The organism is Roseibium sp. JB4-4 (assembly GCF_055693425.1).
The window spans coordinates 2,274,282-2,288,920 of record NZ_CM146333.1; the positions used below are offsets into that span (position 1 = coordinate 2,274,282).

The 14,639-nt window shown below is 55.7% G+C and carries 12 protein-coding genes and 1 pseudogene; 3 read left to right on the forward strand and 10 right to left on the reverse strand.

Annotated elements, in window-relative coordinates; translation table 11 throughout:
- Nucleotides 1–60: 60 nt before the first annotated feature.
- From ACZ1HV_RS10485 to ACZ1HV_RS10520, 8 genes and pseudogenes are all read right to left on the reverse strand, one after another.
- Nucleotides 61–1,116, reverse strand: coding sequence for a LacI family DNA-binding transcriptional regulator (locus tag ACZ1HV_RS10485; protein WP_472718024.1), 1,056 nt, complete (start codon nucleotides 1,114–1,116; stop codon nucleotides 61–63).
- A gap of 99 nt (nucleotides 1,117–1,215) precedes the next feature.
- Nucleotides 1,216–2,394 carry a BaiN/RdsA family NAD(P)/FAD-dependent oxidoreductase gene (locus ACZ1HV_RS10490; protein ID WP_472718025.1) on the reverse strand — a complete coding sequence of 393 codons (1,179 nt, stop codon included), beginning with the start codon at nucleotides 2,392–2,394 and terminating at the stop codon, nucleotides 1,216–1,218.
- A 259-nt stretch (nucleotides 2,395–2,653) separates the two neighbouring features.
- Nucleotides 2,654–3,175, reverse strand: a complete 522-nt coding sequence (locus ACZ1HV_RS10495; protein ID WP_472718026.1) for a GNAT family N-acetyltransferase — start codon at nucleotides 3,173–3,175, stop codon at nucleotides 2,654–2,656.
- 137 nt (nucleotides 3,176–3,312) lie between these two features.
- Nucleotides 3,313–4,518: an ABC transporter substrate-binding protein gene (locus ACZ1HV_RS10500; protein ID WP_472718027.1), complete on the reverse strand. Its 1,206-nt coding sequence runs from the start codon at nucleotides 4,516–4,518 to the stop codon at nucleotides 3,313–3,315.
- A 94-nt stretch (nucleotides 4,519–4,612) separates the two neighbouring features.
- Nucleotides 4,613–5,578, reverse strand: a complete 966-nt coding sequence (locus tag ACZ1HV_RS10505) for a branched-chain amino acid ABC transporter permease (RefSeq protein ID WP_298821114.1) — start codon at nucleotides 5,576–5,578, stop codon at nucleotides 4,613–4,615.
- A gap of 14 nt (nucleotides 5,579–5,592) precedes the next feature.
- Nucleotides 5,593–6,465 carry a branched-chain amino acid ABC transporter permease gene (locus ACZ1HV_RS10510; RefSeq protein ID WP_298821116.1) on the reverse strand — a complete coding sequence of 291 codons (873 nt, stop codon included), beginning with the start codon at nucleotides 6,463–6,465 and terminating at the stop codon, nucleotides 5,593–5,595.
- A 10-nt stretch (nucleotides 6,466–6,475) separates the two neighbouring features.
- Nucleotides 6,476–7,177 (reverse strand): annotated as a pseudogene (locus tag ACZ1HV_RS10515) (ABC transporter ATP-binding protein); the annotation flags it as partial.
- The gene (locus tag ACZ1HV_RS10520; protein ID WP_472718028.1) at nucleotides 7,174–7,944 is read right to left on the reverse strand and encodes an ABC transporter ATP-binding protein; all 771 of its coding nucleotides are present in this window, start codon (nucleotides 7,942–7,944) and stop codon (nucleotides 7,174–7,176) included. The pseudogene ACZ1HV_RS10515 and the gene ACZ1HV_RS10520, both read right to left, overlap by 4 nt.
- Before the next feature lie 615 nt (nucleotides 7,945–8,559).
- Between ACZ1HV_RS10520 and ACZ1HV_RS10525 the strand changes: the two genes are divergently transcribed.
- The 3 genes from ACZ1HV_RS10525 to ACZ1HV_RS10535 all read left to right on the forward strand — a co-directional run bounded on the left by ACZ1HV_RS10525 (nucleotide 8,560) and on the right by ACZ1HV_RS10535 (nucleotide 13,354).
- Complete coding sequence (locus ACZ1HV_RS10525; protein ID WP_472718029.1) at nucleotides 8,560–10,686, forward strand: putative bifunctional diguanylate cyclase/phosphodiesterase; 2,127 nt, start codon at nucleotides 8,560–8,562, stop codon at nucleotides 10,684–10,686.
- A 240-nt stretch (nucleotides 10,687–10,926) separates the two neighbouring features.
- Entirely contained in the window at nucleotides 10,927–12,321 is a 1,395-nt protein-coding gene (locus ACZ1HV_RS10530) for an L-serine ammonia-lyase (RefSeq protein WP_298821125.1), read from the forward strand.
- A 13-nt stretch (nucleotides 12,322–12,334) separates the two neighbouring features.
- Complete coding sequence (locus ACZ1HV_RS10535) at nucleotides 12,335–13,354, forward strand: adenylate/guanylate cyclase domain-containing protein (protein ID WP_472718030.1); 1,020 nt, start codon at nucleotides 12,335–12,337, stop codon at nucleotides 13,352–13,354.
- 49 nt (nucleotides 13,355–13,403) lie between these two features.
- On the opposite strand, the gene ACZ1HV_RS10540 is transcribed toward ACZ1HV_RS10535, so the two are convergent.
- On the reverse strand, nucleotides 13,404–14,381 hold the full coding sequence (locus ACZ1HV_RS10540) for a nuclear transport factor 2 family protein (RefSeq protein WP_472718031.1): 978 nt from the start codon (nucleotides 14,379–14,381) through the stop codon (nucleotides 13,404–13,406).
- Nucleotides 14,378–14,599, reverse strand: coding sequence for a hypothetical protein (locus ACZ1HV_RS10545; RefSeq protein WP_472718032.1), 222 nt, complete (start codon nucleotides 14,597–14,599; stop codon nucleotides 14,378–14,380). The genes ACZ1HV_RS10540 and ACZ1HV_RS10545 overlap by 4 nt, the downstream gene beginning before the upstream one ends.
- Nucleotides 14,600–14,639: the final 40 nt, after the last annotated feature.

Genomic DNA, 14,639 nt, shown 5'->3' on the forward strand with positions numbered 1-14,639 from the left:
ATGCTCGCGCTCATTTTTTTCCGGGTATCACCGAATGTAAGGTGTTGTTTTTTGAACTGGTCAGGTGGATTTGGTGACGTCAGGGCTTTCCGGCAAATTGTCCTTCAAAAACACATCGATACCGATGCGCTCCTGCCCCTCGATGATCGGCGCACCGTCACTGAGTGCCTTCAGAACCCGAATAGCGCTGCGTATTTCGTGCCCGGGATCCTGCGCTATCACCGCGTCGAGAATGTTCTTTCGCAGCGCCTGACTGGTATAGGGTGTCAGTTCATGGCCCACAAAGACGATATCATCCGCTCGTCCTGATGCTTTCAAAGCAGCGATCGCGCCACGATTGCCTGCGCCAATATTGTAGAGACCGGCCACATCCGGGTGATCGTTCAGAAGCCTTTGAACCAGATCCTGGTTGCGCGCGTTGTCGTCGCGCCCTTCGCGGGCCTTCAAGAGTTCCAGATGAGGGAAATCCGCCTCAATCACCGCCCGGCAACCGGCATAGCGATCTGCATGATCCCGCAGGCCAAGAGAGCCGGCAATAAGCGCAATCTTTGCCGGCTGCCTGGGCAGGAAACGTCCAAGCAACCGTCCTGCCGTCCTGCCGGCGGCCACATTGTCGATGCCTACAAAATGCTGCCGTGTCGAAGATGGGTGATCCGATACGAGCGTGACTACCGGCACGCCACGGTCCTGAAGTCTGTCGATCGCAGCACGCACTTCCGGAAAGGCCGGGGCCACCACCGCGACCCCATCGCAAACTGAGCTGTCGAGAATGGCAAGCGTCCCGGCAACACGGTGGCCATCGAAAGCGTCGATCGGCTCGACATGGACATGCATCCGGTCGCTGCTCAAGGTTTGCGCATGGGTGGCTGCTTCACGGGTCAGGTCTTCCATGAACGCATTCGGACCATTCGGGATCAGGAAATGAAAGCGGTAAAGGCGCTTTTTCGCGAGCCCGGCGGCAAAGATATCTGGCTTGTAATTTAACGTATCGACAGCCTTCTGGACCTTTTCAATGGTTGTCTTGCGCACACCCGGACGGCCGTTCAGCACCCTGTCGACGGTTGCAAGGCTAACGCCGGCTGTTTCGGCCACATCGTGTATCGTTACGCGTTTCATCCCGACCTCTTTTCCAGCGCAAGTATACCGGCGAATGAGGTGCGGTCATCAAAAAATACACATTTGCGTAAATTGCTGTAGCTATTCACTATTTCAGGATCAGACGACCTGCCCGGCTGCATGGCCCGAAGACCAGGCCCATTGGAAGTTAAAACCGCCAAGATGACCGGTGACATCAACCACTTCGCCAATGAAATATAGGCCCGGAACTTTGCCAGCTTCCATGGTTTTTGACGACAGTTCCTTCGTGTCGACACCGCCGAGCGTCACCTCCGCGGTTCGATACCCTTCTGTCCCAACCGGTGTCAGCTGCCAACGGTTTAGTTGCTCACCGGCGCGCTGCAGTACCTTGTCGGATTGATCCGCTAGGCGTCCCTTGAGCTTGAACACTTCGGCGAGTTCATCTGCCAGCCTGTTCGGCAGCAGAGATCCAAGAACGGTCTTTAGATCCTGCCTTGGCACCTCCTGGCGCGCGGTCTTCAAGACGTCGAGCACATCCGTCCCGGGCACAAGATTGACCGAAATCGGTTTGCCTTCCTGCCAATAAGATGAAATTTGCAGGATCGAGGGACCTGAGAGCCCGCGGTGTGTAAACAGAAGCCCTTCGCGGAAGGTCGTTTTCTGGAAGGACACATTCGCGTCCAGAGAGACACCGGCAAGCCGGCCACACATGTCTTTGTTTGCATCGGAAAAGGTCAACGGTACGAGCGCCGCCCTCGGCGGGATGACATTCAGGCCAAATTGCGTCGCCAACTCGTATCCAAAACCGGTCGCGCCCATTTTCGGGATGGAGGGTCCACCCGTTGCAACAACCAGCGACTTCGTCCGGAGTGACCCTTTGGAAGTTGAAACGGAAAACCGGTCATCCGGTTTGTCGACGGCCCTGACATCCGTTTCCAACTGAAGTGAACCGCCGGCGCGCTCCAGTTCAGTGAGCAGCATCTGGATGATGTCCTTTGCGCTCTCATCGCAAAAGAGCTGACCAAGCGTTTTCTCATGCCAGGCAATGCGGTGCTCTTCAACGAGAGCCAGGAAATCATGCTGTGTGTAGCGCTTCAGAGCAGAGACACAAAAGCGGGGATTCTGGGACAGGAAATTCGCGGGCGTGCAGTGAAGGTTTGTGAAATTGCAGCGCCCGCCACCGGAAATACGGATCTTGTCTGCGGGTCGTCTGGCATGGTCGATCACCATCACCTTGCGTCCGCGCTTGGCCGCCTCAATCCCGCACATCAAACCAGCGGCTCCGCCACCGAGCACCAAAACATCCAGATCACGCATGGGCGGGTGTATAGCGGTTTTCAGGGTCAGCGGTAAGAGATTATACCAACCTCACCAAATAAGAACCTATTCGAAGGTTTTTCAGGTTCGCCGGCAAGGAGAAGCGCGCAGATCGGCCTGGTTGGCCGGTCAAGCGCCGTGACGCAGTCCGGTGGACCTGAAAAACCACCTGAGGCCGCAACATGAGAGTGGGTTCCTATTTGGTGAGGTTGGTATTACTTCATTTCTTTTCGGCGCAAGCATTGATCGTCAATTGTCGTTATAAGTCAGGCGCGGCCGCTTCCAGTCTCCGGATCATTATGATGTCATCGACCAGGCGGCCCTCCTGGATGAAACCGCCGGGGATCCGGCCAGCTTCAACAAAGCCTGCACGCCGGTAAAATCGCAGAGCCGGCAGATTATCCGCACTGGCGGACAGTTCCAGCTGATGAACACCAAGTGCACGCGCCTCCCCAACGACAGCCTCAAGGAGGTCTTTGGCAATCCCTTTGCCGCGCAGACTTTCACGCACATAGACCATCACAATCGTTGCGCGGTGCGCCATCTTGCTTGCGCTTTGTCGAAGCAGACCCGTGATTCCAACAGGTTGGTCATCCAGGAACGCAACAAAAACAGGATTGCTCATGCGGCGGCGCCATTCGTCGTCTGAAAGTTCAATCCAGTCTTCGTAGCTGCTGGCGAAAGAGTTCGGTTCTAGTTGAAGAGCCTCCAGGCGGATACGCTTGAACACCTCCACTTCATCGCTTCCGATACGTCTGACTTCTGCAACTTTCTGGTTCACTTGCACCTCCGGAACATGCCTGTCATCTGAAATTCTGATACGCAGGTCAAGACACTCCGCAATGCTCCGGACAGTAAAAAACCGGCGGCTCTTTCGAGCCACCGGTTTCGCTGCTTCGCCTTTTCAGGTGAATGGGCTTACTGCATTTCGGTCAGCATCTCGAAACCGTTGGAGCCGACTTCCCAGAGCGCATATGTGCCCGGGACATCGCCGTTGGCGTCGAAGTTATGGTCGCCTGCAGCGCCCTTGTAGTCGATAGCGGTACCAGCTGCGATCAGCTCTTTCGCCTTTTTCCACTCGCCCGGCAGAATGGCTTCACCTTCGCCGTTGGAAACCTCGACCATGGCCGCAGCCGCACCCGCCTTGTCGCCACCGGCCTTTTCCAACGCAAGCGCCATCAGGAAAGTTGCGTCATAGGACGTGCTGACAAAGATCGCATCCGGATCGCCGCCAACGGCCTTGAAAGCTTCGTTGAAGACATCGAGAGACTGTGACTTTTCGCCGACCGGAGAAGAGGCCACGAACGCGTTGAGGTTCTCAGCACCAAGTTCGTTGATGATGGCGTCGGATTTCATGCCGTCACCGCCGACGAACTTGTCGAAGAAGCCGTTTTCCAGTGCCTGACGCAGGATCGTGAGACCGGTGCCATCGCCATAATCGAAGATGACAAGTGTGTCGGCGCCACCCTTGACCAATTCAGCCAGGTTGGAGCGATAAGACGCCTTGCCCTCTTCGTGTGCCGCAAACTGGGTGATTTCACCACCGAGTTCATCGACATATTCTGCCTTGAAAGCATTGGCGAGACCGGTGCCGTAGTCATTGTTGAGGTAAGCGACAGCGACCTTGCCGTAGCCTTGCTCTTTCATGGTGCGGGCCAAGGCACGGCCCTGATAGTCATCAGACGGCACGGTGCGGAACACAGTGCCTTTGTCCTCAAGGCTGGTGATTTCCGGAGATGTGCCAGAGGGTGTGATCAGAGTGATGCCGGCGGGAATGGTCACGGACCCGGCAGCAGCCAGGACAGCCCCGGAGCAATGCGGGCCGACAATGCCGGCGACGCCTTCAATGTTGACGGCCTTGGTGGCCGCGTCCGTGCCGTTTTGTGGATTGCAGGCACTGTCGCCGACAACACCGACCAGCTTTTCACCGTCGCCGATGCCACCTTGTTCGTTCACCTGCTGGATCGCGAGCTGCGCTGCGTCGACCATTGCAGGAGCCATCGCGGCGATCGGGCCGGAAATACCGCCGATCAGTCCAATCTTGACGTCGGCCTTTGCAGGAACAGACGCAAGCGCAGTCGCGGTCATCAGGCCCGCAGCAAGCGCAATAAGCTTGGTTTTCATAGTGAGTACCTCCTCATAAATCCGGTCTTTGCCGGGTCTTTGGGTTCTTTTGCTCCCGCGCCTCAGTGTTGCTGGCACGGGACCTGGGAACGGACTAGTGTGGCTCCGTACCCGATTGCGATGTCCGCCTGTCACCTCGCAAGGGCTCTGGTAACAGGCCCTCGGGCCGAAACCGCAGCACCAGCTGCAGCATCAGTCCGATCAGGAACAGGCGGATGTATTTCGCCTGGACCGCATATTCATGCGGAAGACGGTCCGTTGCAATCTCTGAAACGGACCAAATGATCCACACAACCGCCGCGCCCACAATCGCGCCCCGGTTGTTGCCGGATCCACCGAGGATCAACATGATCCAAACCAGGAATGTGGCAACCATGGGATCGATCGCTTCAGGCGTGATCGAGCGGTTGAAATGGGCGAACATCGCCCCGGCGAGGCCCATCAGGGCTGCACCGAAAATGAAAGCTTCGAGACGGCGGAATTCAACGTCCTTGCCCATTGCCTTGGCCGCACTCTCGTTGTCTCGGATAGCCCGCATCATGCGGCCCCAGGGCGCGTTGAACTGACGCTCAACCAGAAAATACGCTGCAGCCAGAACGGCAAGCACGATGGCGAGATAGGCAATCTGGGATTCCATATAGCCAATGTCGCCAGCCGGGCGCGGGATACCGGATATACCGCGTGCGCCGTTGGTAAGCACCGGTTCGGACTTGATCACCAGGCGAATAATTTCGGCAACGCCAATGGTGGCGATCGCCAGATAGTCCGAGCGAAAACGAAGACAGATTTTCCCGATTGGCCACGCAATAAGCCCAGCTGCAAGCATCGCGCCGAACCAGCCGAGAAGGAAATGCAGATCGAAGCCGCCAATGCGCCCATCATCGGCAGCTGTCGACAGGATTGCGGAGGTATAGGCACCAACAGCAAAAAAACCGGCTATGCCTGCGTTGAAGAGGCCCGCGAATCCCCATTGGATATTGAGACCGAGCGCAAGGAGCGCGTAGATTGCGATAAAGATCGCCATAAAGAGGGCATAGTTGACAAGACCCAGAATTTCCATGTCCGTCCCTCCGCTTACAAGACCTTGCCCTTGAGCAACCCCGTGGGGCGCACAAGCAGCATGAACAACAAGATGGCAAAGGCCATGGCGGCTTTGTATTCGCTTGGAATGAAGAGAACCGACATTTCTTCCGCAATGCCGACGATCAGTCCGCCAAGCACGGCACCTTCAACCCGCCCAACACCGCCAAGGATGGCAGCTGCAAACATCGGCAGCAGCATGTGCCAGCCCATCATGGATTTCAGTTCCGTGTTCAGGCCGAGGAAAAACCCGGAGGCCGCGCACAGCCCACCGGCGATCCCCCAGGTCAGCATGACGACCTTTTTGTTGTCTATGCCGGACAGAAGCGCAAGGTTCGGATTGTCCGACATGGCGCGCATCGCCTTGCCCCATTTCGACCGGGTCAGGAACAATTGCAGCACACCCACAAGGGCAACCATGGCCAGGACCGTATAGATTTCACGGTCGCGAATGCGCAGGCCAAAATAGTCTTCCGGCCGCACGATTCCGCGCGAATAGGTTTGGGTGTCGACACCCCAGACCACCTGAACAACCGACCTGACCATAAGCGCGATGCCGAGCGAGGCCATCACCGTGACGATTTTAGGGCGTTCGCGCAGGTGTTCGTAAAAGACCTTGTCGATGCCAATCGCAACGGCTCCCGTTGCAATGATGGCGAAGGGCAGCGCCACAAGCGGCGAGATACCCAAACTTGTCACAACGGCCAGAGCAATGAACGCACCGAGCGTCGCCAGATCTCCGTGTGCAAGATGGGCGTAGCGCAGAATGGCGAAAATCAGAGTAATTCCGACAGCACCGAGCGCATAAATGGAACCCAGCACGATGCCCGGAATGAGATAGAAATTTATCAGCTCCAAGAGATCCATTCCGGTCAGCCCCCCAAAACATTTCGGCGACTTCACGGTCGGCCAGGAGTTCACCCCCGGAACCTTCGTGTCTGTTTTTGCCTGCCGCAAGGACATAACCGCGATCAGCAAACGCGAGTGCCTGCTTGGCATGCTGTTCCACCAGCAATATGGCAACGCCGGTGTCGCGCACGTCCCGGCAGATCTGGAAGATCTGCTCCATATATTTCGGCGACAGCCCTGCGGTCGGTTCGTCCAGCAGCAGAAGTTTCGGATCCAGCATCAGAGAGCGGCCCATGGCCACCATCTGACGCTGGCCACCCGATAAACTTCCAGCCAGTGTCTTGCGTCGTTCTTTCAGGTCCGGAAACAACGCATAGACCCGGTCATAAGCCGCCGAAAGATCCCCCTGTTTCAGGAATCCCCCCATTTCGAGGTTTTCGTGGATCGTCATTTCGCGAAAGATATTGTCGACCTGGGGCACATAGCAGATCCCACGCTGAACAATTTTGTTGGGTGCCCATCCGGTAATGTCATCACCGTCAAAAACCATTGTGCCGCCACGAATGTTCAAAAGGCCGAAGACGGATTTCATCGCAGTGGATTTTCCGGCACCGTTTGGACCTACGATGACAACGATCTCGTCCTGGTCAACGTGGATGGTTACATCCTGCAGGATGTCGGCTTCGCCGTAGCCACCCGTGATCTTGTCCATCGAAAGAAGCGCATTCATGCAGCATCTCCCGTGGTTTCACCAAGATAGGCTTCCAGCACCTGCGGGTTCGAGCGAACGGTTTGAAAATCCCCCTCGATCAGGACCTGACCTTCCGCCATGCACACAACCGGTGCACAGAGTTTTTCAATCATTTCCATGTCGTGCTCGATCAGGATGAATGTGTATCCGCGTTCCTTATTCAGGATTTCTATCTTTGCTTCCAGTTTGCGCAACAAGGTTCTGTTGACCCCGGCAGCCGGCTCATCAAGCAGAACCAGTTTGGCGTCGGTCATCATGGTCCGGCCCAGTTCCAACAGCTTCTTCTGTCCACCGGACAGGTTGCCGGCAGGCTCGTGAGCGACATGGCTCAGCTCCAGAAACTCAAGTGTTTCGTACGCTCTTTTCTCAATACCCGCTTCTGATGTTTTGACCTGCGCCCAGGCGAACCAATTGGAAAAGAGACGCTCCCCCGGCTGCTCCGGCGGAACCACCATCAGATTTTCAAGTGCGGTAAGTTTGTGGAATTCGTGCGGTATCTGAAAAGTGCGCACCAGGCCTTTGTGAAACAGTTGGTGACTTGCCAGCGGGGTAACGTCTTCGCCGAGGAACCGGATCCGACCGCTCGTCGGCTGCAGAGCGCCAGCGATCAAGTTGAACAAAGTGGTCTTACCCGCCCCGTTCGGACCGATCAGCCCAGTAATACTGCCTTTCTCAACACGGAACGAGCAGCCATTGACCGCCTTAAATCCGCTGAAATCCATAACGAGCTCATCAAGCTCAAGCATTCATGCTCCCCGCCGATCCCACGGCCTGTTTTTTCTTTCATTGGCCGCAGCGTATTGGCGAACAGTTCTTCAAAGAGGGCGCAAAACGGCCTGCACCTGCGCGGCATTCAGCCCTTCTAACTTCATTGTCAGAGCAATCAACTCAAAATCTCCAGGTTCCACTACAGAAAGGGCAAGATTTTTCAGATTTCAAAGATCTCTGGAACGTGCAATCCAGTCGCTGCACAAGTCATTGAAAGCTTCCTGATCCAAGGAAGCGACAACTTTGCCCGCCGGTAACTCTCCTGCAACCACTTCGCGCGCCGTTGTTTCAGGAGGATGCTCGGATATGAACTTTTATCAGAGCCCCAGGACATGCCGCTCGAGTGGTCGACGGTTCCGATCACCTTGGCTATATGCATGCGAACGTGAGATGGCAGTTTTCAACGAAACTCTCCTTGGAGCATCAGAGACTTCTGTCGTTTTTATACTGTTAAAAATAACAATACCGAACTTCTCTGCTTACAAAACCAGATCTTGTATACAGATAAGGTCCGGTTTCTCTGCAGTTATTCTTATTTGGAATTGCGTGGCTGTTTACGCCAGCTAAACTGAATTGGTGATTCACTCGGACTTGTGGGCCCAGTCCATTTAGCATTTGGCACCCAATCGCGAGGCACCAAACTGGCCGATACAGTAAACCTGCGTTACCTCGACACTAGAGCCGGGCAACTGCCGACAGACAGCTCCACCGGTCATTTGATCGACACTGATTTGATCGGGTCAATCTACGACAGGCTGGACACCGCCGTCTGGATCTTTGATTTCGACCTGAAACGGGTCTTGTGGGCCAATCGCAAAGCGCTTGAAGTCTATGACGCGTCGACACTGGAAGAACTCAAGGCCCGCGACCTGGGAGCCGACATGTCTCATTCAGTGGACCAGAGGCTCAGGCAGTACCAGCAGGATTTCACAAGCCGAGACGTCAGCTTTTCAGAAATCTGGACGCTCTATCCCCGCGGGAAGGCTCAAGTTCTCCAGGTCGTTTTCAGCGGCATTCACCTTCTTGATGGGCGCGTGGCCATGCTATGCGAAGGCCGTCCCCATCACGAGCAACAGCCCGAAACACTGCGCAGTGCAGAAGCGCTCCTGCATACGCCCGTCATGATTTCGCTGTTTTCGATGGACGGCCATCCGATCTACCGCAATACAGCTTCACGGGCAGTTTGCTGCACGTTTGAGACCACTTTCGCGGACCAATTTGCCGATCCGGATGAAGAAGCTCACCTCATTCAACTCCTCGAGGAAGAACGGTCGTCCAGACGGGTCTCGCGCGTGAAAACCCGTGGCGGCAATCGCTGGCATGAATTGACAGTGCGTACCTGCCACGATGCCGTTTCCGGACAGCAGGCCTATCTTGTCAGCGAAATTGACGTTACCGAACTGCATGAAACCAAGGAAAGAGCTCAGTATCTTGCAAGCCATGATACGCTGACAGGTCTTTCAAACAGAACATACCTGAAAGAGCGTCTTGCTCAGGTGCTCAAGACGGCTGCTCAGTGGGGACAGAGCGCGACACTCTATCTGGTCGATCTCGACGACTTCAAGATGGTCAACGATTCCCTCGGCCACGCTGCCGGGGACGCGTTGCTGCAGCTGATCGCCAACAAATTGACGGAACTCGCCGGTCCTGATGATATCGCAGCGCGTCTTGGCGGCGACGAGTTTCTGATCTGCCACATCGAAAAGCCCGGCGGCCGCAGTGCAGACTGGTTCGGCCAGGACCTTCTGCAGGCCTTTGCGGCACCGCAGATGATTGACGGCAAGCCCCGGCATGTCGGCCTGAGCATCGGTTACGCACACTTTCCCGGCGACGGCCAGACCATCGATGAATTGATGCGGCACGCCGACCTGGCCCTCTATCAGGCGAAAACGGACCCGAAAGAGAAATGCGTCCAGTTTCAGCAGCACATGCGTCTGCTGAGAGACCAGCATCTGGCTATCAAAAAGGACCTTGAACGAGCAATCCGCGAGCACGAATTCACGCTTCATTTCCAGCCCATAGCTTGCACGCAAACAGACCGGGTGGTCAGTGCCGAAGCCCTGATCCGCTGGCAACATCCGGAAAGAGGCCTCGTGGCGCCCGATGACTTCATTCCCGTCGCAGAGGAAACCGGGCTGATCAGGGAGATCGGTGAATGGGTCAACCACCAGGTATGTTCCATGCAGGCACGTCTGGCGGAGATGTCGCTGCCGCTCCCACTGGCGCTCAATGTTTCACCGCGTCAGCTTTCAGATCCTGATTTTGTCAGCAAGATGCTGGCTCTGCCAATGGAAACAGGGTGCGATCCCTCGATGCTTTCCATTGAAATTACCGAGGGTGTGCTGCTGGGGGACATACCAAATGCGCTGGAAACCCTTTCCAGTCTGAAAGAAGCTGGCTACCGGATTGTCATCGATGATTTCGGAACCGGCTACTCGAACCTTGCCTATCTGCACAACTACCCGATTGACGGTATCAAGATCGACCGGGTTTTCATGGAAGATGTTGAAGCCGGAGGTGCGATCGTAAAGCTGGTTCTGTCCTTGGCATCAGCGCTCGGTGCAGATGTTGTTGCTGAAGGCGTCGAAACCATCGAGCAGCGCCGTTGGCTATCTGAAAACGGTTGCCACCAGTTTCAGGGTTACCTTTATTCAAAACCCGTTCCGGAAGACCGATTTCTTTCCATGCTCCAAACGCAATCGCGTATCGCAACGATGTAGGTTTGCCAGAGAAGTGCGCTGATCATTGCCTTCATGAGGCAAAGTCGGCAGCTTTCCCGGTTCGTTCGAGCATTTGAAGAAATTTCCCGAAAAGCCCTACACAAGTGCGCGACCTTTTCGCCCGATGTCGCAAATGGCACAAATTTTCGCGTTTGAACGCTCCAGCCTCATACTCTATCTGGTAGTGTCAATACGTAGCTCAAAACCCTGTACTCCTTCCTCCTTGATGGCCCTGGTGACATGTTCATAAGCGTCTTCGATATTTTCAAGATCGGCATTGGGCCGTCCAGCTCACACACTGTTGGTCCGATGGTGGCTGTAGCTCGTTACCTTGACCGTGTCCGGGGTCTTGCCGGTGCTGAGGCCAAGGCCTCGCGTATTACAGTGACGCTTCACGGATCGCTCGCATTCACCGGCAAAGGCCATGCCACGGACAAGGCAGTCTGCCTTGGATTGCTCGGAGCCAAACCGGACACGCTTGATCCCGATGATGTCGAGCCTCAACTTGATGTGCTGGCACAACAGAGGACGCTGCGCATACCGGGACTTCCCGAATTGCAGTTCGATCCGGATCGGGACGTGATCTTCGACTATGGCCCGTCGCTGCCTCTCCATGCCAACGGAATGACCTTCCATCTCCTGGATGCGGCCGGTGCTCTCATCGATACATTTGTCTACTATTCGATCGGTGGCGGTTTCGTCGTCAGCGAAGCTGAACTGCGCAAAACCACGAACGAACCGGTGAATGAGCTTGCCACGCAGGATGTGCCTCATCCCTTCACCAGCGCCAAAGAGATGCTGGAAATGGGAAAAGAGGCAGAACTGTCGATCGCGGAAATGAAACTGCAGAATGAGTGCAGCGACTTGCCTCGGCATGAGGTCGAAGAAGGTATCGACAGGCTCTGGTCGGCGATGGACGCCTGTATCAACCGCGGCATCACGCAGACGGGCATCCTGCCGGGCGGCCTGAAAGTCAAACGCCGTGCAGCGGACATTTATCAAAAACTCATCCGTGAAGGCCGAACAAATCCGCCTTTCGAGCACAATGTCGTCGACTGGCTCGGGGTCTATGCCATGGCTGTCAACGAGGAAAATGCCGCCGGAGGACGTGTTGTTACAGCGCCGACAAATGGTGCTGCAGGCGTCATCCCGGCCGTGACACGATACTACCTTGATCATTGCGCCGACGCCGACCAGGCGGGCATTCGTACATTTCTCCTCACCGCCGCGGCTGTCGGCGGTATCATCAAGGCGAATGCTTCTATTTCCGGCGCGGAAGTCGGATGCCAGGGAGAAGTGGGCTCGGCCTCCGCAATGGCTGCTGCAGGGTTGTGTGCCGCACTCGGCGGCACCAACGAGCAGATTGAAAATGCTGCTGAAATTGCCCTGGAACATCACCTCGGCATGACGTGCGATCCCATTGGTGGTCTTGTTCAAGTCCCATGTATCGAGCGAAACGCACTTGGCGCGGTGAAGGCTGTGACGGCGGCCTCCCTGGCCTTGCGCGGCGACGGCTCGCACTTTGTTCCTCTTGATGGCTGCATAGAAACGATGCGGCAGACCGGCATGGACATGATGGAACAATACAAGGAAACGTCGAAGGGCGGACTGGCAGTCAATATCGTTGAATGCTGAGTTAGCGCCCGGGATGTCCGCAACCAACAGACTTCGCCGGAATTTGGAAAAAGTCCTTCTGATCACCGCCTTGTCGGGAATGGCAGGTCTCATCATTGGTGTGCTTCGCACCGGCGAAAACAGCCTAATAGTCGAAGCTGCATATGGTGCGCTTACAGGCACGATGATCGGCTTTGGTTGTACATGCTTTGAATTTATCGGTTTCTCGAATTCCAGGCTGCGCGCCGCAAGGCGCCTGCCGCCTGTCGCGCTTCTTTTTGGAAGAACCTTTGTCTACGGTCTGGTTATCCTTTTTGGTCTGGGCATCTCGAGTGTCTTGGTAGGGGACGTCCTGCCCTGGCAGGAGCCCGGGTTTTCAGAAGTCTTCCTAATATCTGCGACTGTCGCATTCTTCATGTCAGGTGCTGTGGAAGTCACCCGGCTGCTGGGTTGGGAAGCAACCGTTTCGCTGGTGTCGGGGCGCTATAATACGCCCAGACTTGAACCCCGTGTCGTCCTCTTTGCAGATCTTGTCGGTTCAACCGCCCTGGCCGAGAAGATCGGCGAACTTGAGTTCCATGTCTTTCTGCAAGATGTCGCCCTTGACCTTGCCGGCCCCATCGAGGACACGCATGGCGCTGTCCACCGATATGTCGGCGACGCGGTTATTGTGACCTGGCCGCTGGAGACCGGAGTGAAACAGGCCGACTGCCTAACTTGTGCTCTGGAAATGCATAGGTCACTGGCCACACATGCCGACCGCTATCGCAAACGGTTCGGCGCTGAACCCAGCCTGCGTGTCGCCCTGCATTGTGGCCAGGTGGCCGCCGGTGAAATTGGAGACTGGAAGAAAGAGATTGCCCTGCTCGGCGACACGATGAACACCACGGCCAGAATTGAACGCGCTGCGAAAAGTCTTGGCAGTGACACAGTCCTATCGGATACGCTCGTCAGTAAATTACCTGAACCGGCCCGAACGAGCCTTCGCCGACTGCCAGACTATGCAGCTCAAGGAAAACAGGAACCACTTCGTCTCTGGACAACAAAGACATAAGCAGCAAGGGTTTTGCCGGCATCAGATTTGTTGCCGGCAGCAAGATTGATCACACATCATGTCTGTCGGCACTAAGCAGCAAGCGCACGAGAGCCGGCTGCGACCTGACGCCGGTCTTGTCATAGATCCTTTGCAAGTGTGTCTTCGCTGTATTCGGGCTCATATCAAGCGCCAAGGCAGCTGTGGTCAGGTCCTGACCGTCGACAAGATGACGTGCCAGCTTCTCTTGGGTCCCTGAGAGGCGATAAACCTCGGAGGCGGTTGTTATCTGCAAGCTGAGGCGTTCGGAATCGTCAAATGTTATGAGAAGCTTCCCGTCTCTCAGCATTGCCCAGCAAACATGCGCAAAGCCTTCGTCATCCTGTCCCAGCGCCACGACACGGGTGACCGCCTCTTCACCAACTCGTGGAGTGTGGTGAGCCCTCATTTGGGCAATCCAGTTTACCGCGTCTTGCAATTCGCTCAAGGCTTCCGGATTTTTTGCCCAGAGCTTGCCGGCCCGTGCACAAAGCCTCGGATGATGAGGAAGCCGTTCCTTGGCCGCTTCATTTTGCCAAATCAACATCCCTGTTTCGTCAACCTCCACCAAAGGGGCGTTGACATGGTTGCCGTGTATCTGGGTGCTGACGACACATGAGATCTTCCAGGCGCCACCTACCTTCTGCAAGATCTTTACCTCGTAATACTGTCCGGGGCATGCCTTGGGGATCTCAGACATATCGCCGATTTGATCGTAGCTGACCCATGCCATTTCAGGGCTCAACACAACATTGAAGTTCTTACGCTGGAACCTCCAGGGTGGCCGCCACTCGAACGGGCCGGAAGTTATGCGCTTCATCTGAGCCCTAATTTCAGCACCGGCCGTAACGGTGACACCGGTTCGCACATGCGTTTGTACACGCCGGATTTCAGGAGAATCGAGCCAATAGCTTTGCCAGGCGTCATAGTTGCGCTGCAGATAGGCCTCCGTTTCAGCCTCGATAACTTGCATGATGGCAGAGCGATCATCCGCCGGGTCCAATGTCAAATTGCTGCCCTTTGTTTTTCCGGTCTTCGAAACCTTGTAGCATCTGATGCTCGCAAGAACTGGGCGAACCGTTTCAAGCTGGTCACGACCTCAACAGTAATGTCTACAAGCCAAGTCATTTTGCTCGATTGCGCATAATACTCGTCTTCTCTGGCGGGATCGAAGCCGTTCATCTTGTGCTGATGGAGCGCGGCAGCGGTGAGCGTTTGCAGGTCCATTTCCAACCTCCTGTTCCAATTCAACTGAACACAAGGATAG

What these genes read in the sequence shown, in the direction of transcription:
- ACZ1HV_RS10485 (WP_472718024.1), bottom strand. Translation starts at nt 1,116, where the DNA reads ATGAAACGCGTAACGATACACGATGTGGCCGAAACAGCCGGCGTTAGC.
- ACZ1HV_RS10490 (WP_472718025.1), bottom strand. Translation starts at nt 2,394, where the DNA reads ATGCGTGATCTGGATGTTTTGGTGCTCGGTGGCGGAGCCGCTGGTTTG.
- ACZ1HV_RS10500 (WP_472718027.1), bottom strand. Translation starts at nt 4,518, where the DNA reads ATGAAAACCAAGCTTATTGCGCTTGCTGCGGGCCTGATGACCGCGACT.
- ACZ1HV_RS10505 (WP_298821114.1), bottom strand. Translation starts at nt 5,578, where the DNA reads ATGGAAATTCTGGGTCTTGTCAACTATGCCCTCTTTATGGCGATCTTT.
- ACZ1HV_RS10510 (WP_298821116.1), bottom strand. Translation starts at nt 6,465, where the DNA reads ATGGATCTCTTGGAGCTGATAAATTTCTATCTCATTCCGGGCATCGTG.
- ACZ1HV_RS10520 (WP_472718028.1), bottom strand. Translation starts at nt 7,944, where the DNA reads ATGCTTGAGCTTGATGAGCTCGTTATGGATTTCAGCGGATTTAAGGCG.
- ACZ1HV_RS10530 (WP_298821125.1), top strand. Translation starts at nt 10,927, where the DNA reads ATGTTCATAAGCGTCTTCGATATTTTCAAGATCGGCATTGGGCCGTCC.
- ACZ1HV_RS10535 (WP_472718030.1), top strand. Translation starts at nt 12,335, where the DNA reads ATGTCCGCAACCAACAGACTTCGCCGGAATTTGGAAAAAGTCCTTCTG.
- ACZ1HV_RS10545 (WP_472718032.1), bottom strand. Translation starts at nt 14,599, where the DNA reads ATGGACCTGCAAACGCTCACCGCTGCCGCGCTCCATCAGCACAAGATG.